22 protein-coding genes, 1 tRNA gene and 1 pseudogene are annotated in these 24,672 nt (G+C 66.8%); 10 read left to right on the top strand and 14 right to left on the bottom strand.

Annotation, left to right across the window (positions count from 1 at the left end; genetic code table 11):
* Positions 1-48: 48 nt before the first annotated feature.
* The 5 genes from gltB to ACQY8M_RS04555 all read right to left on the bottom strand — a co-directional run bounded on the left by gltB (position 49) and on the right by ACQY8M_RS04555 (position 8,270).
* On the bottom strand, positions 49-4,578 hold the full coding sequence (gene gltB, locus ACQY8M_RS04535; RefSeq protein ID WP_428669299.1) for a glutamate synthase large subunit: 4,530 nt from the start codon (positions 4,576-4,578) through the stop codon (positions 49-51).
* Positions 4,579-4,734: 156 nt separating this feature from the next.
* Positions 4,735-4,920: a 4-oxalocrotonate tautomerase gene (locus ACQY8M_RS04540; RefSeq protein ID WP_428669300.1), complete on the bottom strand. Its 186-nt coding sequence runs from the start codon at positions 4,918-4,920 to the stop codon at positions 4,735-4,737.
* A 15-nt stretch (positions 4,921-4,935) separates the two neighbouring features.
* The gene (locus ACQY8M_RS04545) at positions 4,936-5,547 is read right to left on the bottom strand and encodes a glutathione S-transferase family protein (protein ID WP_428669301.1); all 612 of its coding nucleotides are present in this window, start codon (positions 5,545-5,547) and stop codon (positions 4,936-4,938) included.
* A 3-nt stretch (positions 5,548-5,550) separates the two neighbouring features.
* Entirely contained in the window at positions 5,551-6,990 is a 1,440-nt protein-coding gene (locus ACQY8M_RS04550) for an NAD(P)-dependent oxidoreductase (RefSeq protein WP_428669302.1), read from the bottom strand.
* A 314-nt stretch (positions 6,991-7,304) separates the two neighbouring features.
* Complete coding sequence (locus ACQY8M_RS04555; protein ID WP_428669304.1) at positions 7,305-8,270, bottom strand: complex I NDUFA9 subunit family protein; 966 nt, start codon at positions 8,268-8,270, stop codon at positions 7,305-7,307.
* A gap of 111 nt (positions 8,271-8,381) precedes the next feature.
* Here ACQY8M_RS04555 and ACQY8M_RS04560 point away from each other — a divergent pair.
* The 4 genes from ACQY8M_RS04560 to ptsN all read left to right on the top strand — a co-directional run bounded on the left by ACQY8M_RS04560 (position 8,382) and on the right by ptsN (position 11,305).
* Positions 8,382-8,466, top strand: a tRNA-Leu gene (locus ACQY8M_RS04560).
* Between the two features lie 25 nt (positions 8,467-8,491).
* Positions 8,492-9,103, top strand: a complete 612-nt coding sequence (locus ACQY8M_RS04565; RefSeq protein ID WP_428669306.1) for a ribonuclease D — start codon at positions 8,492-8,494, stop codon at positions 9,101-9,103.
* 78 nt (positions 9,104-9,181) lie between these two features.
* Complete coding sequence (gene rpoN / locus ACQY8M_RS04570; protein ID WP_428669308.1) at positions 9,182-10,720, top strand: RNA polymerase factor sigma-54; 1,539 nt, start codon at positions 9,182-9,184, stop codon at positions 10,718-10,720.
* 114 nt (positions 10,721-10,834) lie between these two features.
* On the top strand, positions 10,835-11,305 hold the full coding sequence (gene ptsN, locus ACQY8M_RS04575; protein WP_428669310.1) for a PTS IIA-like nitrogen regulatory protein PtsN: 471 nt from the start codon (positions 10,835-10,837) through the stop codon (positions 11,303-11,305).
* Positions 11,306-11,323: 18 nt separating this feature from the next.
* Here ptsN and ACQY8M_RS04580 read toward each other — a convergent pair whose 3' ends face one another.
* Together ACQY8M_RS04580 and ACQY8M_RS04585 are read right to left on the bottom strand one after the other, a co-directional pair.
* Entirely contained in the window at positions 11,324-11,554 is a 231-nt protein-coding gene (locus tag ACQY8M_RS04580) for a hypothetical protein (protein ID WP_428669312.1), read from the bottom strand.
* A gap of 20 nt (positions 11,555-11,574) precedes the next feature.
* Positions 11,575-12,039: an Hsp20 family protein gene (locus ACQY8M_RS04585; RefSeq protein WP_428669314.1), complete on the bottom strand. Its 465-nt coding sequence runs from the start codon at positions 12,037-12,039 to the stop codon at positions 11,575-11,577.
* A 222-nt stretch (positions 12,040-12,261) separates the two neighbouring features.
* Between ACQY8M_RS04585 and ACQY8M_RS04590 the strand changes: the two genes are divergently transcribed.
* Positions 12,262-13,962 carry a heparinase II/III family protein gene (locus tag ACQY8M_RS04590; RefSeq protein ID WP_428669316.1) on the top strand — a complete coding sequence of 567 codons (1,701 nt, stop codon included), beginning with the start codon at positions 12,262-12,264 and terminating at the stop codon, positions 13,960-13,962.
* A gap of 56 nt (positions 13,963-14,018) precedes the next feature.
* Here ACQY8M_RS04590 and trpS read toward each other — a convergent pair whose 3' ends face one another.
* Positions 14,019-15,089, bottom strand: coding sequence for a tryptophan--tRNA ligase (gene trpS / locus ACQY8M_RS04595; protein WP_428669318.1), 1,071 nt, complete (start codon positions 15,087-15,089; stop codon positions 14,019-14,021).
* Between the two features lie 162 nt (positions 15,090-15,251).
* On the opposite strand from trpS, the gene ACQY8M_RS04600 reads away from it, so the two are divergent.
* The 5 genes and pseudogenes from ACQY8M_RS04600 (at position 15,252) to ACQY8M_RS04620 (ending at position 19,348) form a co-directional block, all read left to right on the top strand.
* The gene (locus ACQY8M_RS04600; protein ID WP_428669320.1) at positions 15,252-15,500 is read left to right on the top strand and encodes a DUF4160 domain-containing protein; all 249 of its coding nucleotides are present in this window, start codon (positions 15,252-15,254) and stop codon (positions 15,498-15,500) included.
* The gene (locus ACQY8M_RS04605; RefSeq protein ID WP_428669322.1) at positions 15,487-15,900 is read left to right on the top strand and encodes a DUF2442 domain-containing protein; all 414 of its coding nucleotides are present in this window, start codon (positions 15,487-15,489) and stop codon (positions 15,898-15,900) included. The genes ACQY8M_RS04600 and ACQY8M_RS04605 overlap by 14 nt, the downstream gene beginning before the upstream one ends.
* Positions 15,901-15,956: 56 nt before the next feature.
* A pseudogene (locus ACQY8M_RS04610) lies at positions 15,957-17,224 on the top strand (peptide ABC transporter substrate-binding protein); the annotation flags it as partial.
* Positions 17,221-17,961 carry an HAD family hydrolase gene (locus ACQY8M_RS04615; protein WP_428669324.1) on the top strand — a complete coding sequence of 247 codons (741 nt, stop codon included), beginning with the start codon at positions 17,221-17,223 and terminating at the stop codon, positions 17,959-17,961. The pseudogene ACQY8M_RS04610 and the gene ACQY8M_RS04615, both read left to right, overlap by 4 nt.
* 445 nt (positions 17,962-18,406) lie before the next feature.
* Positions 18,407-19,348 carry a succinylglutamate desuccinylase gene (locus ACQY8M_RS04620; protein WP_428669326.1) on the top strand — a complete coding sequence of 314 codons (942 nt, stop codon included), beginning with the start codon at positions 18,407-18,409 and terminating at the stop codon, positions 19,346-19,348.
* Here ACQY8M_RS04620 and murJ read toward each other — a convergent pair.
* From murJ to trxA, 6 genes are all read right to left on the bottom strand, one after another.
* Positions 19,317-20,903 (bottom strand): murein biosynthesis integral membrane protein MurJ, encoded by a 1,587-nt coding sequence (gene murJ, locus ACQY8M_RS04625; RefSeq protein ID WP_428669328.1) that lies wholly within the window; start codon positions 20,901-20,903, stop codon positions 19,317-19,319. The two genes, ACQY8M_RS04620 and murJ, sit on opposite strands and share 32 nt — an antisense overlap.
* A gap of 214 nt (positions 20,904-21,117) precedes the next feature.
* The gene (locus tag ACQY8M_RS04630; protein ID WP_428669330.1) at positions 21,118-22,368 is read right to left on the bottom strand and encodes a flavin-dependent oxidoreductase; all 1,251 of its coding nucleotides are present in this window, start codon (positions 22,366-22,368) and stop codon (positions 21,118-21,120) included.
* 18 nt (positions 22,369-22,386) lie between these two features.
* Positions 22,387-22,806: a gamma-butyrobetaine hydroxylase-like domain-containing protein gene (locus ACQY8M_RS04635; protein ID WP_428669332.1), complete on the bottom strand. Its 420-nt coding sequence runs from the start codon at positions 22,804-22,806 to the stop codon at positions 22,387-22,389.
* Complete coding sequence (locus tag ACQY8M_RS04640; RefSeq protein ID WP_428669334.1) at positions 22,803-23,006, bottom strand: Trm112 family protein; 204 nt, start codon at positions 23,004-23,006, stop codon at positions 22,803-22,805. The genes ACQY8M_RS04635 and ACQY8M_RS04640 overlap by 4 nt, the downstream gene beginning before the upstream one ends.
* Before the next feature lie 23 nt (positions 23,007-23,029).
* A complete protein-coding gene (locus ACQY8M_RS04645) occupies positions 23,030-23,731 on the bottom strand; it encodes an LON peptidase substrate-binding domain-containing protein (protein WP_428669336.1) in 702 nt (233 codons plus the stop codon).
* A complete protein-coding gene (gene trxA / locus ACQY8M_RS04650; protein WP_428669338.1) occupies positions 23,728-24,657 on the bottom strand; it encodes a thioredoxin in 930 nt (309 codons plus the stop codon). The genes ACQY8M_RS04645 and trxA overlap by 4 nt, the downstream gene beginning before the upstream one ends.
* Positions 24,658-24,672 lie beyond the last annotated feature (15 nt).

Here is a 24,672-nt window from a genome sequence, read left to right on the forward strand (position 1 = left end):
CGCTCATGATCTTGAGCGCGCAGGGATGCGCGCGGTCCAATGATTCCCCTACGCTCTCTTTTCCTTCTCGACCGAAAGCGGCATCGGCAGGCGCGACAGCATCTCTTTCGGCACGACCTGCCAAAACTTCTCGACCTCGCGGTTCCAGTCGTTCAGCAGGCGCGCGCCGCGCGGCGACTTGGTCTCGGCGACGTGCTCCTCGACCATCGCCTTGAGCGCGGCGTCCCAGTGTGGATGGTCGATGCGCTGCCACGACACCGTCTCGGGATTGACCTTGCGCTCGAACACGCCCTCCGGATCGTAGACGAAGGCCATGCCGCCGGTCATGCCGGCGCCGAAGTTCACACCGACATCGCCCAGCACCACCGCCGTGCCGCCGGTCATGTACTCGCAGCCGTTCGAGCCGACGCCCTCGACCACCGTGTCGGCGCCCGAGTTGCGCACGGCGAAGCGTTCGCCCGCCTTGCCCGATGCGAACAGCTTGCCCGCCGTCGCGCCGTACAGGACGGTGTTGCCGATGATCGCATTGTGCTCGGGCACCAGCGGGCTCGAGATGGTGGGCTTCACTACGATCGTGCCGCCCGACAGGCCCTTGCCGACATAGTCGTTGGCGTCGCCGAACACCTCGAGCTTCATGCCTTGCACGGCGAAGGCGCCGAGTGACTGGCCGGCGGTGCCGCGCAGCCGTACCGTCACCGTGTCGGGCTGCAGTCCCGCCATGCCGTATTTGCGGGTGATCATCGCGGCGAGCCGCGTGCCGACCGCGCGATGGGTGTTCCGCACGCTGTACTGGAGCTGCATCTTCTCGCGGTGCGTGAACAGCGGCTGGGCGTCGCGGATCATCTGCGCGTCGAGCGTGTCGGGCACCTCGTTGCGACCCTTCACGGTGCAATGCACTGCGCCCGAGCCGCCGTCGGCGCGGACCAGCAGCGGGCTCAGATCGAGGTCGTCGAGATAGCGCGCACCACGGCTGACCTGCTTCAACAGATCGGAGCGGCCGACGATCTCGAGCAGCGAGCGGTAGCCGAGCTGCGCCAGGATCTCGCGCACCTCCTCGGCGACGAAGCTGAAGAGGTTGACGACCTTCTCCGGGCTGCCCTCGAACTTGGCGCGCAGCGCGGGGTCCTGGGTGCAGACGCCCACCGGGCAGGTGTTGGAATGGCATTGCCGCACCATGATGCAGCCCATCGCGATCAGCGAGGCCGTGCCGATGCCGTACTCCTCGGCGCCGAGCATCGCCGCGATCACGATGTCGCGGCCGGTCTTGAGACCGCCGTCGGTGCGCAGCAGCACCTTCTCGCGCAGGCGGTTCAGGGTCAGGACCTGGTGCGTCTCCGACAGGCCCATCTCCCAGGGGATGCCGGCATACTTGATGCTGGTCTGCGGGCTGGCGCCCGTGCCGCCGCTATGGCCCGACACCAGGATCACGTCGGCCTTGGCCTTGGCCACGCCGGCCGCGATCGTGCCGATGCCCGAGCGCGCGACCAGCTTCACGGTCACGCGCGCTTCGGGATTGATCTGCTTCAGGTCGTAGATCAGCTGTGCCAGATCCTCGATCGAGTAGATGTCGTGATGCGGCGGCGGGCTGATCAGGGTCACGCCCGGCGTCGAATGGCGAAGGCGGGCGATCATCTCGCTGACCTTGAGTCCGGGAAGCTGGCCGCCCTCGCCGGGCTTGGCGCCCTGGGCGACCTTGATCTCGAGCTCGCGGCAGTTGTTGAGATACTCCGCCGTCACGCCGAAGCGGCCCGAGGCGACCTGCTTGATCGCCGACGACGCGTTGTCGCCGTTGGGCCGCGGCCTGTAGCGCGCCGGGTCCTCGCCGCCTTCGCCCGAGTCGGACTTGGCACCGATCCGGTTCATGGCAATCGACAGGGTCTCGTGCGCCTCCGGCCCAAGCGCGCCGAGCGAGATGCCGGGCGCCACCAGCCTCTTGCGCAGTTCGGTGATCGACTCGACCTCGTCGAGCGGCACCGGCTTGCGATCGGCCCGGAAGTCGAGGAGGTCGCGCAGGTTGATCGGCGGCAGGCGGCGCACCGCCTCGCTGTACTTCTTGAACTTCGCATAGGACTCGGTGTTGACCGCGTCCTGCAGCATGTGGATCAGCGCACCCTCGAAGTTGTGGCGGTCGCCGCCGCGGCGGTACTTGTAGAAGCCGCCGATCGGCAGCGCGATCACCTCCTCGTCGAAGGCGCGGGCATGCTGCTCGGCGATCTTTTCCTGCACGCCGCGCAGGCCGATGCCCGAGAGGCGCGACGGCATGCCTGGGAAGAATTCCTGCACCAGCGAGCGCGACAGGCCAACCGCCTCGAAGTTGCAGCCGCCGCGGTACGACGACAGGACCGAGATGCCCATCTTCGACATTGTCTTGAGCAGGCCGTCGTCGAGCGCCTTCTTGTAGTTGGCGAGGCATTGGCCGAGCGACTGCTTGCCGAACAGGCCGCGCGCGTGACGGGCCGCGATCGTCTCCTCGGCGAGATACGGATTCACCGTCGTCGCGCCGACGCCGATGATGACGGCGGCGTAATGCACGTCGAGGCACTCGCCCGAGCGCACGTTGAGCGAGGTGAAGGTGCGCAGCGACTGGCGCACCAGGTACGAATGCACGCAGCCCGCCGCCAGGATCATCGGCAGTGCGGCCTTGTCGGCATCGACATTGGCGTCGGTCAGCACGACGTGCAGGCAGCCCGACCGCACGCCGTCCTCGGCCTCCTTGCAGATCCGGTCGAACGCCTGGCGCATGGCGTCGAGTCCGCCCTTGGGATCGAAGGAACAGTCGATGCGGCAGGCGGTGTCGCCCATGTACTTGCGCATCGCCTCGAACTCGGCGTTGAGCACGATCGGCGACTGCAGTGACAGCATCTCGCTCTGCTCGGGCGATTCGTCGAGGATGTTTCCGAGATTGCCCAACCGGGTGCGTATCGTCATGACGTTGCGCTCGCGCAACGAATCGATCGGCGGGTTGGTGACCTGGCTGAAGTTCTGCCGGAAGTAATGGTGCATGCCGCGATAGGTGTCGGACAGCACCGCGAGCGGCGCGTCGTCGCCCATCGAGCCGACGGCTTCCTTGCCGTCCTCGCACATCGGATGGAGGATCATCTCGAGATCCTCGATCGACCAGCCGACCGCGAACTGGCGGCGGCGCAGCTCGTCGGCGGCGAAACGCTGCTCGTGTGGAATGTCCTGCTTGATCAGTGAATCGAGTTCGACCGTGCGGGTCGTCCACGACGCGTAATCGTGCGTGTCGGCGAGCACATCCTTCAGCTCGCGGTCCTTGAAGAGCCGCGGCTGGTCCATGTCGACCGCCAGCATCTCGCCGGGGCCGAGCCGCCCCTTCTCGATGATCTTGTTCTCGTCCTGCGGGACCATGCCCGATTCGGAACCGGCGATCAGGAGCTCGTCCGAGGTCACGACGTAGCGCATCGGGCGCAGGCCGTTGCGGTCGAGGCCGACCAGCGCCCACTTTCCGGCGACGGCGGCAATCGCGGCCGGGCCGTCCCACGGCTCCATAACGCCGTTCACGTACTGGTACATGGCGCGATGGTTTGCCGGCACGTTGGGGTTCGAGCCCGAGGCCTCGGGGATCATCATCGCCTTGACCATCGGCAGGTTGCGATGGCCGCGCACCAGCAGCTCGAACACGTTGTCGAGCGCCGAGGAGTCCGAGGCGCCGGGCTGGATGATCGGCTTGAGGTCCTCGATGAAGTAGCCGAAGCCGTCATGCGCGAGCCGCGCCTCGTGGCTCTTCATCCAGTTGACGTTGCCCAGGATGGTGTTGATCTCACCGTTGTGGGCCAGCACGCGGAACGGTTGGGCCAGCTTCCATTGCGGGAAGGTGTTGGTCGAGTAGCGCTGGTGGAAGATCGCGAAGCGCGAGGTGAAGCGCTCGTCGAGCAGGTCGGGATAGAAGGCCGACAGATGCTCGGCGAGGAACATGCCCTTGTAGATCAGCGAGCGGCACGACAGCGAGCAGACGTAGAACTCGCCGATGTTCTCGGCGATCGCCGCCTTCTCCATGCGCCGCCGCAGGATGTAGAGCTGCTTCTCGAACTCGCGGTTGTCGAGCTTGGGATCGCCGCGGCCGATCAGGATCTGCTCGATCTCGGGCCGCGTCGCGTTGGCCTTCTCGCCGATCACCGAGATGTCGACCGGCACCTGCCGCCAGCCGAGGATGCGATGGCCGAAGCGCAGGATCTCGGTCTCGACGATGGTGCGGCAGCGTTCCTGCGCGCCGAGGTCGGTGCGCGGCAGGAACACGGTGCCCACAGCGATCCGGCCGAGCGCCGGCTCCTCGCCCGAGGATTCGCGGACGTGGTCGCGGAAGAAGTCCTGCGGGATCTCGACATGGATGCCGGCGCCGTCGCCGGTCTTGCCGTCGGCGTCCACCGCGCCGCGGTGCCACACCGCCTTCAGCGCGTCGATGCCCGCCACGACGACGTCGCGCCGTCGCTTGCCGTCGAGCGCGACGACCAGACCGACGCCGCAGGAGTCGGATCCTTCGGCGGGGTTGTAGCCGTAGGCGGCGGTCAGCTTCTCGGTGCCCGAGAGGTAGTGGCGGACGAACTCTTCAGCGGACATGGCGACGATCCTTGGAACTATTGGCGTACCGGCGCTGCTGACGAAAATCGTGTCATCCCGAGCGGAGCGAGGGATCTTTGGATCGGAGATCGCCGAAAGATCCCTCGCTCCGCTCGGGATGACAGCTTTTCCGTCATCAGCGTTGTGCGCTCCAACTCACGAATCGGAAAACAGCTTCCCGGCCTCGGCCCAGTTCTCTTTCTTGATGTCGGTCAGGATGATCTGGACGGCGTCGGGCGTGCAGCCGAGCGCGCGGCAGGTGCCCTCGGTCAGCTCTTTCGCCAGCTTGCGGCGCTGCTCGAGCGTACGGCCCTCGAACATCTGGACGTTGATCATCGGCATCGTCTTCTCCCGTGCTCAGTTCTTGTGGTCGATGGTGATATGGCCCGGCTGGTCGGCGACCCGCGCCAGCCACGCGTTGACGTGCGGGAAGTTGTCGAGGTTGAACCCGCCTTCGCCCGCGACATGGGTGTAGCCGTAGAGCGCGATGTCGGCCAAGCCGAAGCGGCCATCGACGAAGAACGGATGGCGCGCGAGATGCTGCTCCATCACGCCAAGCGCCGCATAGCCCTTTTCCATCCGCCCCGGCAGCTCCATCTCCTGCTGCGGCGTGAGCTTGGTGAAGAAGTGCTTCCAGAAGCGCGCCACGGCGATGTACGGCTCATGGCTGTACTGCTCGAAGAACATCCATTGCAGCGTCTGGGCGCGGGCGAGCCGGCTCTGCGGCGCGAGCGCGGTACCCTCGGCGAGATACCAGATGATGGCGTCCGACTCGGCAAGGCAAGTGCCGTCGTCGAGCTGCAGGGTCGGGATGCGGCCGTTCGGGTTCCTCGCGAGGAACTCGGGCGTGCGCGTCTCGCCTTTCAGGATGTCGCGTTCGACCAGCGTGTAGGGCAGGCCGAGATGCGCCAGCACCAGCCGCACCTTGTAGCCGTTGCCCGAGCCCATGAAATCATAGAGCGTCAGCATCTCTCACTCCGCCGCCACGGGCAGCGCCCGGACCTTGGTCGTCAGGTAGGAATGGATGCGCTCGGCGGCGTCGCGGCCGTCGCGCACCGCCCACACCACCAGCGAGGCCCCGCGCACGATGTCGCCGGCGGCGAATACGCCGTCGAGGCTGGTCATCATGCTGCGCCAGTCGATCTTGAGCGTGCCCCAGCCGGTGACATCGAGATCGGGAGCGGCGAACTGCGCGGGCAGGTCCTCGGGGTCGAAGCCCAGCGCCTTCAGCACGAGGTCGGCCTCGATGTTGACGTGGCTGTTCGGGATCTCCTGCGGCATCTGGCGGCCCGAGGCATCGGGCATGCCGAGGTGGATGCGCACCGAACGGACATGACTCACCGTGTCCTTGCCGAGGAAGGCTTGCGGCGCGCTGAGCCACACGAACTCGACGCCCTCTTCCTCGGCGTGCTTCACCTCGCGCTGCGAGCCCGGCATGTTGGCCCGGTCGCGGCGATAGAGGCACTTCACCGACCTCGCGCCCTGGCGGACGGCGGTGCGCACGCAGTCCATCGCCGTGTCGCCGCCGCCGATCACCACGACGTTCTTGCCCTCGGCGTTCAGCACGCCCGAGGCGAAGTCGGGAACCTCGTCGCCCAGCCCCGCGCGATTGGACGCCGTAAGATAGTCGAGCGCGGGCGCGATGCCGGGCAGGCCAACTCCCGGAGCGGCGATGTCGCGCGCCTTGTAGACGCCGGTCGCGATCAGCACCGCGTCGTGGCGCTCGCGCAGTTCCGCGAGGCTGACGTCGCGCCCGACCTCGCAGCCGAGATGGAACGTCACCTTGGAATCACGCAGTAGCTTCTCGCGCCGCTGCACGACGTCCTTCTCGAGCTTGAAGTTGGGAATCCCATAGATCATCAGGCCGCCGACCCGGTCGTAGCGGTCATAGACCGCGACCTGGTAGCCCTTGCGCCGCAGCTGCTCGGCAGCGGCCAGTCCGCCCGGACCGGCGCCGACGATGCCAACGCTTTGCACGCGCTCGCGGCGCGGCAGGATCGGCTTCACCCAGCCCCGCTCCCAGGCGGTGTCGGTGATGAACTTCTCGACCGAACCGATGGTGACCGAGTCGAAGCCCTTCTCGATCACGCAATTGCCTTCGCACAGCCGGTCCTGCGGGCAGATCCGGCCACAGATTTCAGGAAAGTTGTTGGTCGCCGAGGAGAGTTCGTAGGCCTCGTCCAGCCGCCCCTCGGCAGTAAGCTTCAGCCAGTCCGGGATGTTGTTGTGCAGCGGGCAATGGACCTGACAGAAGGGCACGCCGCACTGCGAGCAGCGGGCCGCCTGTTCAGCCGCCTTCTCTTGAGCGTAAAGGGCGTAGATCTCCTGGAAGTCACGACGACGCTCCGCGGCCGGCCGCTTCTCCGGCATGACCTGCGGCGTCCCGACGAACTTCAGCATCCTCTCGGCCATGATGGCCCCCTACGCAAATCTATGTGAAATTTTATTACGCAAGAAGCGCGCCGGTCGCGCTATTGCTGCGTTGTTGACAGCTTTACACCATGGGCTAAGCCGAAAGTCAATAATATTGACCTACTTTTCTCCACAATTCTTCGAAGGCGCGGCGAGGCGCCAATAAAACTGCAATTGGCTAATAATTGGTTCTAAAATAGGACAATATCTCGAGACAAGTACGGGGCGTCGTTGTGAGACACGGGCGTACGCCAAGGAAACGCCGATGCCCTCGGCATCGGACGTATCACGCCCTCAAGAAACCTGGATGAAAGCTAGGCCGGAGCGTGCTGGTTGTAGCGGCCGCCGATCCGGAAACGGTCGAGGTAGGTCGGCAGGATGGCTTCCGCCGCGGTCGGCTGGATGCCGAGCGTCGCCAGCGACTGGGCGCCGGGCCGCACGATGTTGTCGTGGCACATCAGCTCGACCTGGTCGGCCGTAATCGGCGGAACCAAGCCGACCCGGGCGATCTGCTGCGCGAAGAAGCCGGCCAGCTTCATGAGGCCGGCTGGCACGCCGACGATTGGCTTCTGGCGGTCGATCTCGAGCAACACCAGGGCGGCGAGCTCGCGGTAGCTGTAGACCCGGGGGCCGCCCAGCTCGAACACGCTCTTGGCCGTGCCGGGCCGCGCCAGCACCGCAGCGGCGGCCTTGCCGACATCGCCCACGAAAACCGGCTGGACTCGCGTCGAGCCGTCGCCGACCACCGGCACGAACGGCGCCTTGGCCGCGATCGCGGCCATGCGATTGAACAGGGCGTCGCCGGGACCGAACACGACACTGGGCCGCAGGATGGTGGCGCTGTCGAAGCCGGTGATAACGGCATCCTCGGCCGCGACCTTGGACTTCAGGAAGGCGTTGGACGAGCTGCGGTTGTCGGCGCCGATCCCGGAGATATGGACCAGGCGTTGCGCACCGGCGGCACGGGCCGCCTGGGCGATCGTGCGGGCGCCCTCGGCATGGACCGCCTGATAACTTTGGCGGCCGCGCGGCACGGAGACGCCGGCGGCATTAACCACGGCCTGGCTGCCTGCGACGGCGCGCGCGACCGAGGCGGGATTGCGCAGGTTGGCCTGCATCAGCATCACCTGCCCGACGTCGCCCGTCGTCTTCACCGATTCGGCGAGGCCGACGCGGCGGGACGCCACCCGCACCAGATAGCCCTGCTGGGCCAGCGCCCGCACAATGGCGCGGCCGACAAAGCCGCTGCCGCCGAAAACCGTGACCTGTGTGATGCTCATGCTGCTGCCTATAGCCCAACGCCATTACCGTGCAAGTACGTCGAAGCAGGCACCACGGTTGACATCCAGCGAGGCGGGCTTTAGTTCACGCCCCTCTAGCCCGCATGCCGTGCCCAGGTGGCGGAATTGGTAGACGCACTAGTTTCAGGTACTAGCGCTGAAAGGCGTGGAAGTTCGAGTCTTCTCCTGGGCACCATGCGAGGCTGAGAGGCATCCAGCATATGGCGATCAAGCTTCATCGCGGCGACCTCCCGGCCGACGTCTCATTTGGCTCGTCGGTGGCCATAGATACCGAGACGATGGGGCTGAACCCCCATCGCGACCGGCTTTGCCTGGTGCAGCTCTCGAGCGGCGACGGCAATGCCCATCTGGTGCAGATGCCGCGCGGTCCTTATCAGGCGCCGCGCCTGTCGGCCCTGCTGGCCGATCCCAAGATCCTGAAGCTGTTCCATTTCGGCCGCTTCGACATCGCCGTGCTCGAGCATGCCCTTGGGGTGCGCTGCGAGCCGGTCTACTGCACCAAGATCGCCGCCAAGCTGGTGCGAACCTTCACCGACCGGTACGGCCTCAAGGACCTCTGCCGGGACCTGCTGGGGGTGGACCTGTCGAAGCAGCAGCAGACGTCGGACTGGGGCGCCGAGACTCTGACCGACGAGCAGATGACCTACGCTGCATCAGATGTGCTGCATCTGCATGCACTGCGGGCCAAGCTCGACGCTCTGCTGGTGCGTGAGGGCCGGACCGAACTGGCCCAGGCGGCCTTTTCCTTCCTGCCGACCCGGGCGAGACTCGATATCGCCGGCTGGCCGGACACGGATATTTTCGCGCACTAGGCGCATTTCTCGGTTTGGCATGGCTTTTGCGTGACGCCCCCTTGTCGAAGGTATCAATGACCTTCAAGGTGGGGGTACATGCGTATCGGTCCGAGTCTGATCCTGGCGTCGCGCCAGACCCTTGCGATGACACCGCAGCTTCAGCAGGCGATCAAGCTGCTGCAGTTCTCGCATCTCGAGCTCGCCGCCTTCATCCAGCAGGAGCTCGAAAAGAACCCGCTGCTGCAGGAGACCTCCTCCGAGGACGGGCCGATCTCCGAGCGCGAACCCCCTCTCGCCGATGCGCCGACCGACACGGCCGAGGCGCTGGCTGCGGTAGCGCCTGCCTTGGCCGAAGCCGACGATCGCTGGACGCGCGAATTCGCCGATCGCGGCGGTGACGGCGCTGGCGCCAAGGGCGCCCAGCGCGAAGATGCGCCCGATGCACTGGATTTCGTCGCCGAGCGGGCGCAGTCGCTGGCGTCGCATGTGCTCGAGCAGATCGAGATTATTTTCAGCGACCTCGGCGATCGCCGCCTGGCGCTGAAGCTCGCTGAAGGCCTCGACGAAGCCGGCTACTGCCGCCTCGAGGCACCGGCGATCGCGCAGGCGGTCGGCGTCGGCCTTGAAGCCGTCGAACGGGTGTGGGCGCGGCTGCGCCAGATCGAGCCGGCCGGCCTGTTCGCCCGGAGCCTGGCGGAATGCCTCGGCGCCCAGCTCGCCGAGCGCGACCGCCTCGATCCGGCGATGAAGGCACTGCTCGACAATCTCGATCTCGTGGCGGCCGGCGAGCTCAGCCAGCTGCGCCGGCGCTGCGGCGTTGACGATGAGGATCTGCGCGAGATGCTGGCGGAGCTGCGGACGCTCGACCCGCGGCCCGGCCAGAAGTTCGACTTCGAGCCGATCCAGCCGGTTCAGCCCGATCTCTTCCTGACGCCGGCCAAGGATCCCGAGACCGGCGAGGACGGCTGGCACATCGAGCTCAACACCGATGCCTTGCCCAAGGTGCTGGTCGATCGCAACTACCACGCAACCCTGATGAAGGGCGCGCGCGCCAAGCCCGACCGCGATTTTGTCGCCGAGCGCTTCCAGTCGGCCAACTGGCTGGTCAAGACCCTCGAGCAACGCGCCACCACGATCCTCAAGGTCGCGCGCGAGATCGTGCGCCAGCAGGACGGCTTTTTCCGCAAGGGCGTGAGCGCGCTGCGCCCGCTGGTGCTGCGCGACATTGCCCTCGCCACAGAGCTGCACGAGAGCACCGTGAGCCGCGTCACCTCCAACAAGTACATCGCCACGCCGCGCGGCATCTTCGAGCTCAAGTATTTCTTCACCTCCGCGCTGCCGGCGCGCACGCCGGGCGTCGTCGTATCGTCCGAATCGGTACGTTCGCGCATCCGCCTGCTGGTCGGCGGCGAGAATTGCGCGCAGCCGCTGAGCGACGACCGCATCGTCGACCTGCTCAAAGGCGAGGGCATCGAGATCGCGCGCCGCACGGTGGCCAAGTACCGCGAGGCGATGCGCATTCCCTCGTCGGCCGAGCGCCGGCGGCTGGGAAGGCTGGGCATGAGCCGCTCCCTTCCGACCGCGCCGATCTCCGCCGCGATCGCCGCGCAGGCCTTGTCCGGGCCGGCCGACTAACGCCCGCGAGGCGACCGATGGGCGGCCTTGACCGGTTCGGGCGACGCGCCTATAGGGGCGCCTTCGCGGCGGCCGGCACGTCCGGTCCGGATCTGCTAACTCGTTGGTGAAAAAGTGGAAATCGCCGATTTGCTAACCGGTCCAGATGCCGTTCTGGCCTGCGTGAAAGCGTCCGGCAAGAAGGCCCTCCTGGCTGAACTCGCCGGCAAGGCCGCAAATCTTTTCAAGCTCGACGAGCGCCGCCTTTTCGACCGCCTGCTCGAGCGCGAAAGGCTCGGCTCGACCGGGATCGGCGGCGGCATCGCCATCCCGCACGGCCGCATGGCAGCGCTCTCCAAACCGGTGGGGCTGTTCGCGCGGCTGGGCCACCCCGTCGATTTCGATTCGATCGACGAGCGGCCGGTAGACACGGTTTTCCTGCTGCTGGCGCCGGAAGGCGCGGGCGCCGATCATCTCAAGGCTTTGGCCCGTGTCTCGCGCCTGCTGCGCGACCGCGCCCTGGTCGAGAAGCTGCGCGCCACCGAGAGCGCCGACGCGCTCTACGCCCTGCTCATCGAGACGATGCCGGCGCAGAGCGCGGCTTAGGTCGTCCGACCTCCCGGCCTAGTGCACGAGGGCCGGCTCGAGTTCGTGCTGGCGGATGAGCGCCTGCGCAATCTCGATCGAGGCCGCCGCCGCCATCGGCTGGCCGTCGGCGGAGAAGATTCCTACCGCATGTGCGCCATCGGGCAGGGCGACCGACTTGATGTAGGCGATCTGCTGCGTGCCCAAGCTCAGGAACGCATCGTCGGCGAGGGGGGTGAAGACGGGGGTGGTCGTCTGATTGTTTTCCATGGCTACCTCCTTGGCAGCGTTCAGCGCGAGCCGGTACGGCGCGCAGTAATGTCGATCGTCTTGTCCGCACCGCCCTGCGTGCGGGAATCGATGCGGATGGTCCGGATGCGCGGTTCGGCTTGCGGCCGCACGAGGTCGATCGAGAGCAGCCCGTTGTCAAGCTGAGCTCCCGTCACCTCGATGCCGTCGGCCAGCATGAAGACGCGCTGGAACTGGCGGGCAGCAATGCCACGATGAAGATAGACGCGATCCGTATCGTCAGCCTGCTTGCCCCGCACCGACAGCTGGTTCTCGACCAGCTCGATCACAAGGTCGTCCGACGTGAAACCGGCGACAGCGAGCGTAATGCGCAGGCCATCGTCACCGATCCGTTCGATATTGTAGGGAGGGTAGCCTTCGGCGTTCTTCGCCAGCCGTTCGAGCGTACGCTCGAGCTGATCGAAACCCAGCAGTAAAGGCGAACTGAACATCGATACGCGGCTCATAGACCCCTCCTCCGAAGAGCGAGTGCCCGGAGACCCATCAAGGCGCCCCCTTGGTAACAATTTGGGGTCGCCGGTACGCCGTTCAAGGGGTATCGAGGCATCGCCAGAGGCCGTTGGCTGCGCTAAACTTGGCAACCTCTCAAAAGCTTCGCGCGCAACGCGGGGCCAATAGCCAGAAGAACAATGACCCTGGTCGCTGACGCAAGACGATCCGGTGGGCCTATGGTCGCCGGGTCCCGCCCGATCCGTTCCTCGACGGCCCAGTCGGTTCCGGCCGAGCGCCTGCCCTTCAGCGGCTGGCTGCTGGGCTCGGGCCTCTATTCGCTGACGCTGGGCCAGCGCAGCCCCCGCAGTTTCTTTGCCGTGGCGCCCGACTCGTGGCCCGGCGATGCCGTGGTTGGCATGCGCCTGGTCGCGGGCGAGCTGATGGTGCATGGCCAGGTCGGCGCCGTGATGCCCCGGAGCGAGGACCCGCCGTGGCGCCGGGCGGGCGCCGGTGCGCTGTGGCTGGACGCGCTGAACGGTTTTGCCTGGCTGCGCGACCTGCGCGACTGCGGCGACCCTTCGGCGGCCATTCTGGCCGTCCAGCTGATCGAGGACTGGAGCGACCGTGAATGGCGCTGGTCGCCGCACAGTTGGAAGCGGGACGTGCTGGCCAACCGGATCGTCCACTGGATCCGCCACTACGACTGGCTCGCCGCCGCGGCCGATCCCGGCTTCCCGGCGCGCTTCGTCCTCGCAATCGGCCGTCAGCGCGCCCATCTGCGCCGCGCTGCCCGCACCGGGATGATCGGCCACGAGGCCGTGGCCGTCCTGAAGGCGATGATCTTCGCCGACCTTGCCTTCCTGCGCGACGGCAAGCGCTTCGAGAAGAGCCTCGAGCACAATCTCGGTCGGCTCGCCAGGTTCGCGAAGCGCTATGTCGGCCATGACGGCGTCGTGGCCGAGCGCGCGCCGCACCTGCAGGTCGCGGTGCTGCGCCATCTGCTCGATGTCCGGGCGGCGCTGGGCTCGGCGGAGCGCCGCGCGCCGGCGGAGCTGATCGCGGCGGTCGACCGCATGGCGCCGATGTTGCGCTTCTTCCGCCACGGCGATGGCGGGCTGGCGCTGTTCAACGGCAGCTGGGAGGGCGAGCGTACCCTGATGGACCTGGTCCTGGCGCGCTCCGGCTCGAGCGAGGCGGCGCCGACCATGGCGCTGGCCAGCGGCTTCCAGCGCATGACCGCCGGCACCTCGCTGGTGATCGTCGATGCCGGCAGCCCGCCCGGCCGCGGGATGGACGGCACCGCGCATGCCGGTACGCTCTCCTTCGAGATGAGCGCCGCGCATGAGCGCCTCATCGTCAATTGCGGCACCTATCCCGGCGCGCCGACCGAATGGCGCCGCTTCATGCGCTTCACCGCGGCACACTCCACCGCCGTGGTCGACGACACCAACTCGACCGAGATCACCGATCACGGATCATTGGAATATCGTGCCGGTAATGTGCTGGTCGATCGTGCCGACGACCAGGGCTCGCAGTGGCTCGACATGAGCCACGACGGTTACCGCTCGCTCTACGGCATCATCCATCGCCGTCGCCTGTGGCTCTCGGCCGACGGCGGCGACCTGCGCGGCGAGGACATGTTCGGCGGTCCCGACGGCCGGCCGGTCACGGTGCCGGACCGCCGTTTCATCGTGCGCTTCCATCTCCATCCGACGGTCAAGGCAACCCTGGCGCAGAGCGGCCAGGCCGTGCTGATGCGCCTGCCGAGCGGGCGCGGCTGGCGCCTGCGCGCGAGCGGCGCCGGCATCGGTCTCGCCGAGAGCATCTATCTCGGCGAGGACGGCCGTCTCCGCCGTACCGAACAGATCGTGCTCGTGGGCCAGGTGCCGTCGGAAGGCGCGGCTGTGAAGTGGGCGCTGACGCGGATGGAAGGATAGGCCGTACCGAGACTTTTGCCTTCCCCCGCAGACGGAGGAAGGCTTGAAGAAGCCCATCAAGGCTTCAGGAAGCCGACCGTCCGATAGACCTCTTCCAGGATCGGCGCGGCGATGTCGCGGGCGCGCTGGGCGCCATCGTGCAGCACGGCGTCGACATGGCCTGGGTCCTTCATCAGCCGCTGCATCTCGGCGCCGACCGGGCCGAGCTTGGCGACCGCGAGCTCGGTCAGCGCCGACTTGAACTCGGAGAACTGCTTGCCGGCGAACTCCGAGATCACCGCGTCCTTCTCCCTGTCGGCGAGCGCTGCATAGATGCCGAGCAGGTTGTCGGCGTCCGGCCTCTTCTCGGCGTCCGATGCCGTCTCGGGCATCGGATGCGGATCGGTCTTGGCGCGGCGGATCTTGCCCGCGATCGCGTCAGCGTCGTCGGTCAGATTGATGCGCGAGAAGTCGGACGGATCGGACTTGCTCATCTTCTTGGTGCCGTCGCGCAGGCTCATGACGCGGGTCGCCGCGCCGAAGATCAGCGGCTCCGTGACCGGGAAGAAGTCGGGCGCGTTGAAGTCGTTGTTGAACTTGATCGCGATGTCGCGCGTCAGCTCGAGATGCTGCTTCTGGTCCTCGCCGACCGGCACGTGCGTGGCCTTGTAGATCAGGATGTCGGCAGCCATCAGGGCGGGATAGGCGTAGAGGCCGAGCGAGACATTCTCGCGGTCCTTGCCCGCCTTCTCCTTGAACTGGGTCATGCGGCTCATCCAGCCGACCCGAGCGACGCAGTTGAAGATCCAGGCGAGCTGGGCGTGCTCGGGCACCATCGACTGGTTGAAGATGATGTGCCGCTTCGGATCGACGCCGGCAGCGAGGTAGGCCGAGGCGATCTCGCGAGTCTGGTTGGGCAACAGCTTCGGATCCTGCGGCAGGGTGATGGCGTGCAGGTCGACCACGCAATAAAGGCATGCGTAGTCGTTCTGCAGGCGCGCGAAGTTGCGGATCGCGCCGAGGTAGTTGCCGAGATGGAGATTGCCGCTCGGCTGCACGCCGGACAGGATGCGGCCCTTCAGCCCGCGCGCCTGGTATTGCGCAAGATGCGGGTTGGGCGCGGTGGCGCCGGTGGTGACGTCAGGCATGGGATGTGGACTCCGCTCGAGGTGGAAGGCGCGGGGTTTGGACTGCCGCGCACCCCGCCGGTGGAAGGCGAGGGCGGGCGGATATCGCTCAAGTCGCCAGCAAGGGCAAGGGCGGCTTGGAGAGATATTCCCAACCGGTTAGGTAAATGGTAGGGATGCACGATGCCGACGGTGCATCGCGTGCGTGGGCCGCACGTTGTTATTTATCCGAACGATCACCGCCCAGCGCATGTCCACGTGAAAGGCACAGGGGGCGAAGCCGTCTTCGTGCTGAATTGTCCGGAGGGTCCGCCGGTACTGCGGCAAAGCTACGGCTTCTCGTTACGTGAGGTTAACGGCATCGCGGATGCGTTGCTGACCGTACTGCAGACCCTTTGCACAAAATGGAGATCGATCCATGGCCATTACTGAACGAGAATTGCGCCGCGCAGAGGTTCGCATGGAGACGCAGCGTCAGGCGAGCCATGCCGTCTCTGCGCGCTACGATCGGCGATCCTCACGTATCATCGTGGCGCTGAACACGGGCGTTCAGATCGCATTTCCGGCCGATTTGGCGGAGGGACTGGCCGGCGCGGAAGCGGCCGATCTTGCCCAGATCGAGATCAGTCCCGCCGGACTTGGTCTTCATTGGCCGCGGTTGGATGCGGATTTGTATGTTCCATCTCTGCTCCAAGGCATGCTGGGTTCGAAGAGCTGGATGGCGCGCCAATTGGGAGCGGCAGGCGGACGAGCCCGGAGCAAGGCGAAGACGGCTGCATCACGCGAAAACGGCCGCAAAGGCGGTCGTCCGAGGAAAACTGCCCAAGGGTGAAATCCTGAGCGGTCCGGCGCGCGCCGAGGGCCTCTCGAACCGGCATTGACCCGCTCGGCGGTGGTCCGCTCAAGGTGCTGTGGTGGCAGGGACCACCCTGCTCAATCCGCATTTCGCGGCTCGCCGCCTGGGACCGCGACGGCAACCTTCGGCCGGTTCTCGCGGCGACCATTCCGGGGCGCGAAGACGGCACGCTGGCAGCCGACGGAAAATCGGTCACCTGGAAGCTGAAGCAGGGCGTGACCTGGCACGACGGCAAGCCGTTCACCGCCGACGATGTCCTCTTCACCTGGCAGTACGCCAACGATCCCGCCACGGCGACGGTCACCAGCGGCTCCTACAAGGACGTCAAGGTCGAGAAGATCGACCAGTGCACCGGGCTTGTGAAATTCGCGCAGCCGACGCCGTTCTGGGCCGACGCCTTCGTTGGTTGGGCGGGCTGCATCATTCCGAGGCATCTGTTCGCCGACTACACGGGCGCCAAGTCGCGAGAGGCGCCGCCCAACCTCGAGCCGGTCGGCACCGGGCCCTACCTGTTCAAGGACTTCAAGCCGGGCGACCTGGTTACGGGCGTAATCAACCCGAACTATCACGTGCCGAACCGGCCACATTTCGACAGCATCGAGATGAAGGGCGGCGGCGATGCCGTCTCGGCCGCGCGCGCGGTGCTGCAGACCGGCGAGTACGACTTCGCCTGGAACATGCAGGTCGAGGACGAGATCCTCGTGCGACTTGAGAAGGGCGGCAAAGGCCATGTCGTCATCTCGCCGGGCGGCGGCATCGAGCACATGCAGCTCAACAGCACCGATCCATGGACCGAGGCCGACGGCGAGCGCTCGAACCTCAAGACGAAGCATCCCAGCCTGTCCGATCCGGCGGTGCGCCAGGCGATGGCCCTGCTGATCGATCGCGACTCGATCGAGAAGCACATCTACGGCCGCATCGGCCAGGCGACGGCCAACTATATCAACAACCCGGAGCGCTTCCGCTCGAAAACGACCAGCTACGAATTCAACGTCGACAAGGCCAATGCCCTGCTCGACAAAGCGGGCTGGGCCAAAGGATCCGATGGCATCCGCGCCAAGGACGGCAACAAGCTGAAGTTCGTCTACCAGACCTCGATCAAGCGGCGCAGGTCGAGCTCGACCCGGTCAAGCGCACCGCCATGCTGATAAAGCTGAACGAGCTGGTCGTGAACAACCAGGTCGTGATTCCGCTGGTCATGCGGCCCGACGCCGCCGCCGTCAGCAACAAGCTGGTGAACGAGCTGAGCGGCTGGGACAACAACACCTTCGACCTCGCCAACTGGTACAAGGAGGCGTGAGCGTCTGGGTCTGCTCGCGAAGGCCGACGACGGGGGCTACAAGGGCGGACAACATGTCCGCTCTCCTCATCTTCGATTGCGATGGAGTCCTGGTCGACAGCGAGTTGCTGGAGCACGCCGTCGATGCCGAGCTGCTTGGTCCCTTTGGCTGCACGGCAACGGCCGGTCAATTGCTCCAGCGCTTTGTCGGCATCGCCCGCCGCGACATGTATGAGATTGTGTTCGGGGAACTGAAGCGCGACATGCCCGAGGGCCTGCTGGAGGAGCGCGAACGGCGGGTCTGGGCGCGGTGCCTGCGCGACCTCGAGCGCGTGCCGGGCGTGGAGCTGGCACTCGAGGTGCTGACCGGAGCGCCAAAATGCGTCGCCTCGTCGAGCCTGCCCGAAAAGCTGCGGATGAAGCTGGAATCGACGGGTCTCACCGGCCATTTCGCACCGCACATCTTCAGCACCGCTCTCGTCGCGAGAGGCAAGCCCGCGCCGGATATCTATCTTCACGCGGCGCGGGCTACCGGCCATCTGCCCGAGGCCTGCATCGTGATCGAGGATTCCAGGCATGGCATTGCCGGCGCGCGGGCGGCGGCGATGAAAACGGTCGGTTTTGCCGGGGGAAGCCATGCCACGGAGGGGCTCTGCCAGGAACTTCTGGATGCCGGCGCCTCGGTCGTGATCTCGCATATGCGCGACCTGCCGCGCGCCATCCGGTCCTTGTGTGACCCTAATGAGCAGGGCGGCTGACGAACGCAACTCCCCTCGCACAGAAGACGTTGCCAGAGAGATGGAACGCAGTGGAGCGGAGCATGCTACGCATACAGAGACTTATGGTTACAGCCGCCGTCGCTTTCGTCCTGCCGCTGGGAACGGCTCTTGCACAGATGCCGAGCCCCTCGACGGCGCCTTCGGAGCCTGCCGTCAATCCAGCGCGGACTCTCCCCAGCTCACCCGACGAAGTCCCCTCGCCGATGCAGGAGCAGGCGGTGGTCCCGAATATGGCCCCGATAAGTACCGTATGCGGCCCGCATTCAGTGACGATGAAGGACGAATTCGGCCGTACGTACAACTGCCGCGGCGACCGCGTTCGCTGAACAGATGTCGCGAGACCGCTGCGTCACGCAGCGCAGCGGGCTTGTTCGTGCTGGTTGTGCGGTCCGACGGATGATTTATACGGAGGGTTGGAGGCTTCATGTCCGACAACCCGCCAATCGAGTTCGCGTTTCCCGAGTTGCGCAAATGGGAGAAGGGTGACGCGCCCTATGTGCACGTCATCGGGAGCGGCAAGCCGGGACCGACGGTGATGGTGACGGCGCTCACGCACGGCAACGAGGTGTCGGGTGCCGTCGTGGTCGATGCGCTGCTGGAGCAAGGGTTGAAGCCACGCAGCGGCACTCTGATTCTCGCCTTCAACAATATCGAAGCCTATCACTCCTTCGATCCGCGAACGCCGTTCAAGTCGCGCATGATCGACGAAGATTTCAATCGCACGTGGGGCCGGCTCGACCAGCCGGCGACCACGGTCGAGACACGCCGGGCGCAGGTCGTGAAGCCGTTCGTCGAGCGTGCCGACCTGCTGCTCGATCTTCATTCCATGCACGACGACGGCGTGCCGCTGATGCTCGCGGGGCCGTTGGCCAAGGGTGTCGAGCTCGCGAAGAAGGTCGGCTCACCGGTCGACATCATTGCCGATGCGGGCCACGCCGCAGGCATGCGGATGCGCGACTACGGTGGGTTCGGCGATCCCAGGAGCCCGAAGAACGCTCTGCTGATCGAGACCGGCCAGCATTGGCGCGCGTCGTCGGTGGCGGTCGCCAAGGATGTGACGGCACGCTTCCTGGTGGAGACGGGCATCGTCGAGCCGCGCGATTTGCCGGCGGGCTGGAGGCAGCCGTCGCCGTCCTCGCAGCGGGTTGTCGAGGTGACGCACGCGATCGCCACCAGGCGCGGCAACTTCATGCCGGCCCGCCAGTTCGAGGGCCAGGAGACGATCGCCAAGGCGGGCACCGTTCTTGGTCACGACGACGGCGAGCCGGTGACGACGCCCTACGACAATTGCGTGCTTGTGATGCCCTCGTCGAACCGGCCGCTGCGCGGCGGCGTCACGGTTGTTCGGTTGGGTCGGCTGGTCTGACGCCCGGCTGGCGCCGCAACATCGCGCGCAACTCGGAGAGCTTCACGACTCCCAGCACCGCGCCGAGCGCGCCATAGAGCAGGCCGCCGCCGGCGCATAAGCCGAGCAGCGCCACGACGCCCAGCAGGTCGGGATGCGCCAGGGCCGGCCTGAGCACGGCAAGCCCGCCGACCAGCGCGGCGCCCATGCCGATCGCGGCCAAGGCAACGCGCAACGTGCGCGAGATCAGCCGCCGATCGGGCAGCCAGTGCCCGCGATGCATCAGGACGACTGCCAGAAGCACGGCATTGAGCCAGCCCGACAGCGACGATGAAAGCGCGATTCCGACCTGCTCGAGCGAGGTGCCGAGCACGAAGGCGGCGTTCATGCCGATGTTGGCCGCGATGGCGACGAGCGCGATGTAGAGCGGCGTGCGCGTGTCCTCGCGCGCGAAGAAGCCCGGCGTCAGCGCCTTGATCAGCATGAAGGCGGGCAGGCCGACCGCGAAGGCCGCCAGCGCGGCCGCCGTGCGCATCGTGTCGTCGGGTCCGAAGCGGCCGTGCTCGAACAGCACCCGGATCATCGGCACCGCCAGGATCCAGAGGGCCGCGGTCGAGGGCAGGCTGAACAGCAGGCCGAACTCGATGGCGCGGTTCTGGTTGGCCATCGCCGCGTCGTTGGCGCCGGCGCGGAGCTGGCGGGCGAGCAGCGGCAGCAGCGCCGTGCCGATGGCGATGCCGATCACACCGAGCGGCAGCTGCATGATGCGATCGGCGTAGTAGAGCGCCGAGATCGAGCCGGCCGGCAGCAGCGAGGCCCAGACCACGTCGAGCATCGAGCCGACCTGTTGCGCGCCGCCGCCGATCGCCACCGGGGTGGCGAGCTGCACCAGCCGCCGCACCCGCTCGGTGTAGCGCGGCCGGACCCATTTCATGCCGACGCCGTCGCGCGAGCAGGACCACAGCAGCCAGAGCCATTGCAGGAGGCCGGCCAGCGCGACGCCGATCGATGCGGCATAGCCCGCATCTGGCAGGAACGGCGTGAGGCCGAGCACGGCGCCGATCATGGCGAGATTCAGCAGCACCGGCGTGAAGGCCACCTCGGCGAAGCGATCGATGCCGTTCAGCACGCCGCCATAGAGCGAGGCCAGCGAGATGAACACCAGGTACGGAAAGGTGATGCGGGCGAAGGTGACGGCGAGGTCGAAGATCGACTGGTCGTCGGACAGGCCCGGCGCCAGCAGCCAGATCACCATCGGCATGGCGACCATCATCAGCAGCGAGAACGGCACCAGCACGATCAGGAGGCCGGCATGCGCCTGGCGCGCGAAGCTGAGCGCGGCATCGCGGCCCTCGCCCTGCAGCGCACGCGCGAACAGCGGCACGAAGGCCGCCGAGAAGGCGCCCTCGGCGAACAGGCGGCGGAAAAAGTTCGGCAGCTTGAACGCCACGATGAAGGCGTCGGCCACCGGCCCCGAGCCCAGCACCGCCGACAGGACGATGTCGCGCACGAAGCCGACGATCCGTGACAGCAAGGTGAAGCTGCCGACCGTGGCGATCGAGCGGCCGAGACTCACGGTTTGTCGTCCTGAGCGCAGCGAAGGACCTCGCGCCAGCCATGCGGACCGTGTCCGATCGTTCGGTGAGGTCCTTCGCTGCGCTCAGGACGACGGGAGGTCAGCGCCACAATAGCGTCATCATCAGATGCCATATTCTCTCTCGGTGGCGGCCCGGCGATGTAATGGTCGGGATAAACCGCTGCCACGGCCGGTCCTGCAAGGGGCCGGTTTTTTATTGGGCACGCGCCAGCTTGAGAAGCGTTTCGCGGTCCTGCGCGACCAGCTTCTTGTAATCGCCGACGATGCGCTCCAGCTCGTCGGCCGGCAGCACGCTGTCGAGACTCGAGAAGCCCTGCGGCGCGCGCTCCTCCACGATGTCGAGCATGATGTCGATCCCCTTGCGCCGGTTGCTCTCGACGATGCGCGCCATCGGCGGCAGGCGGCGCTGCTCGTAGCGCTGCAGGGCCACCTCAGGATCGCCCCCGGCCATCAGTTCCTGCGTGATCGCCTCGCCGTCGATGATCGCCTGAGACGCGCCGTTCGAGCCGATCGGATACATCGGGTGCGCCGCGTCGCCGAGCAGCGTGATGCGGCCGTGGCTCCAGCGCGGCAGCGGATCGCGGTCGACCATCGGGAACTCCAGGATGGTGTGCGCCTTTTGGATCACGCCCGGCACGTCGAGCCAGCCGAACGTCCAGTTCTCGAACCTGGGCAGGAAGTCGGCGAGCTTGCCCGGCCGGTTCCAGTCCTCGCGCGGCAGCATCGCCTTGTCGCCCATGTGCAGGTCGCAGATCCAGTTGATCAGCGCCTCGCCGCGCTCGGCATGGGCGCGGCTGATCGGGTAGCAGACGAACTTCTGGGTGTGATGGCCCGCCTGCACCATCGTGGCGCCGCCGAGGAACGGCTTGGCGACAGTGACGCCGCGCCACATCAGGATGCCCTGCCACTTGGGCGGCCCCTCGTGGGGGTAGAAATGCGCGCGCACGGCGGAGTGGATGCCGTCGGCGCCGACCAGGATGTCGGCCTCCGCCGTCTCGACGACCTTGCCGTCGCGATCGGCGAAGCGCGTGGTGACCCTGGCGCCCGACTGCTCGAAGCCCACGATGCGCCGGCCGAACTTGATCCGGTCCGCACCCAGCATCGACTTTGCGGCGTCGAACAGGATCATCTGCAGCTCGCCGCGATGGATCGAGAACTGCGGCCAGGGCAGGCCGGCATGGCGGCCGCGCGGATCGGCCCAGATGGTCTGGCCGTGCCGGTTTGCGTAGCGCAGCTCGCGGGTCTCGATGCCGGTCGCGGCCAGTGCCGGCTCGAGCCCGAGGCCGGACAGGATGCGCACCGCGCCGGCCTGGATGTTGATGCCGACGCCGAGCGGCTTCAGCTCGCCCACCGCCTCGAAGACCTCGACATCGAAGCCGGCGCGATGCAGGCACATGGCCGCGACGAGGCCGCCGATTCCAGCGCCGGCGATTACGATCCTCATGGTTTAGGCCCTCATGGCTCAGCGATCGCGGCTGAGGCCGTGTGACAGGAGCGCCGCCTGGTAGGCCGCCCAGCGCTCCTCGTAGGTGTCGCCGAGCTCGCGCAGGTAGGACCAGCTGTAGATGCCGCTGTCATGCGCGTCGTCGAAGATGATGCGGATGGCGTAGTGGCCAACCGATTCGACCTCCGCGATCTTCACGTGGCGGCGGCCCGACACGATCTTCTTGGTCGCCGGCCCGCCATGGCCCTGGACCTCGGCCGAGGGGCTCTCGACCCGCAGATACTCGGCCGGCAGGCTGCACTTCCTGCCGTCCGTGAAGTCGATCTCGATGCGGCCTTCGCTCTTGAACACGCGGAGCTCCGCCGGCCAGGGTGCGCCGTCGGCCTCGTAGCTGCCGGCGTCGGGCACCGACTTGGGAAAACCGTCCTCGGGGCTCATGGCACGTCCTTCAGCACGCGCGCCTCGCTCACCAGCATGATCGGAATGCCATCGCGGATCGGATAGGCGAGCCCTGCCTTGCGGCTGATCAGCTCGCCCGCCGCCGAATCATACTCCAGCGGTCCGTGGCAGGCCGGACAAACCAGGATCTCCAGCAGTTTCGGGTCGACGCCGCCACGGCGGGGTTCCGGTTGGGACATGCGTCAGTGTAGCACGACCGCGGTCAGTTGGCCCGCTGCGGCGAGGAGTCCGGAGGCTGGCCGAAAGCGCCCATCTCCAGGAAGGCGATCAGCAGCTTTGCGCGCGCGGTGGTGTCGGCGGCCTCGAGCAGCGCCTGCTTCTCGGCCGGGCCGAACGGCAGCATCATCGACAGCGAAGTCACCAGATTACGGTCGCCGGCCTGCTTCACCGCGTCCCAGTCGGTCGACAGGCCGCGGCTGCGGAAGAAGGCGGCGAGCGCCGCCATCAGCCGCTCGCGGTCGAGCTCGACCAGCTCGTCGGCATGGTCGAGGTCGGCGCGGTAGGGCGCGAACAGCGAGGACACGCGGCGATAGCCGCCCTGCGCGAGGTCGAGTTCGCGGCCGATCTCGAAGCGGCAGACGCCCGAGAGGGCCAGCAGCAGCCGGCCGTCCTCGGTCTCGTTGAAGCTCACGATTCGGCCGGCGCAGCCCACTCTGTGGACCTTGGGCTTGCCGTCCTCGACCGGCATTCCGTCGCCCGCGTAGCCGCCGGGCTGCATCGGCTGGACCATGCCGATCAGGCGATGGCCGGCCAGCGAATCGAAGACCATCGCCAGGTAGCGCGGCTCGAACACGTTGAGCGGCAGCTTGCCGCCGGGCAGCAGCATCACGCCCGACAGCGGAAAGATCGGCAGCGTGTCGGGAAGCTGCTCGAAGACGGGATCGAAGGGGTTCTGCCGGCTCACGAGAACAGGATGGTCGAGAGCCGCTTGCGGCCGGCCACGGCCAGGGGATCGGTGAACCCCAAGGCCTCGAAGAACTTCAGCAGCTGCTGGCGCGCCGCCGCCTCGTTCCAGTTGCGATCGGCCTTAATCATGTCGAGCAGCTCGTCGATCGCCTCCTGCCGCTGGTTGCCGGCCCAATAGGCCATGGCGAGGTCGAGGCGAGACTGGAAGTCCTTGGGATCGGCGGCGGCCTTGGCTTTCAGCTCGGCCACCGGGCCGGCAGCCTTGGCCAACTCGGCAAGATCGAGCTGGGCCAAGATCGCGACGATTTCGGAATTGCCCTTGTCCTTCGCCGGCACGCGCTCGATGACGGCCCTGGCCTGCTCGGCATCGCCCTCCTCGGCATAGCAGCGGGCAAGACCGATCATTGCCGGCAGATTGTCCGGCGCGACCTCGAGCAGCTCGTTGTAAATCTGGGCAGCAAGGGCGAAATCCTTCTCGTCCACCGCCTGCTTGGCATGCTCCAGCGCGGCGGTCAGATCGTCGGCGCCGTCGCCCGGTACGCCGCCGGCGGCCTGCACCAACCGGCCGACGAATTCCTTGATCTGGGTCTCCGGCACCGCGCCCATGAAGCCGTCGACCGGGCGGCCGCCGAAGAAGGCATAGACCGCCGGGATCGACTGGATGCGCAGCTGCTGGGCCAGCATCTGGTTCTGGTCGATGTTGATCTTGACCAGCTTGACCGCGCCCTTGGCCTCCTTGACGACCTTCTCGATCATCGGCTGCAAGGTCTTGCACGGCCCGCACCACGGCGCCCAGAAGTCGACGATGACCGGGGTCGTGCGCGAGGCTTCGAGCACGTCCTTAGCGAACTTGGTCTGGTCGCTGTCCTTGATGAGGTCGGCGGGGGCAGCCTGCGGCGCGGCGCCCTGCAGCATCGGTTCCATGAGGCCTCTGATCGG

The sequence above is a fragment of the Reyranella sp. genome, from assembly GCF_965279465.1.
GTDB lineage: Bacteria > Pseudomonadota > Alphaproteobacteria > Reyranellales > Reyranellaceae > Reyranella.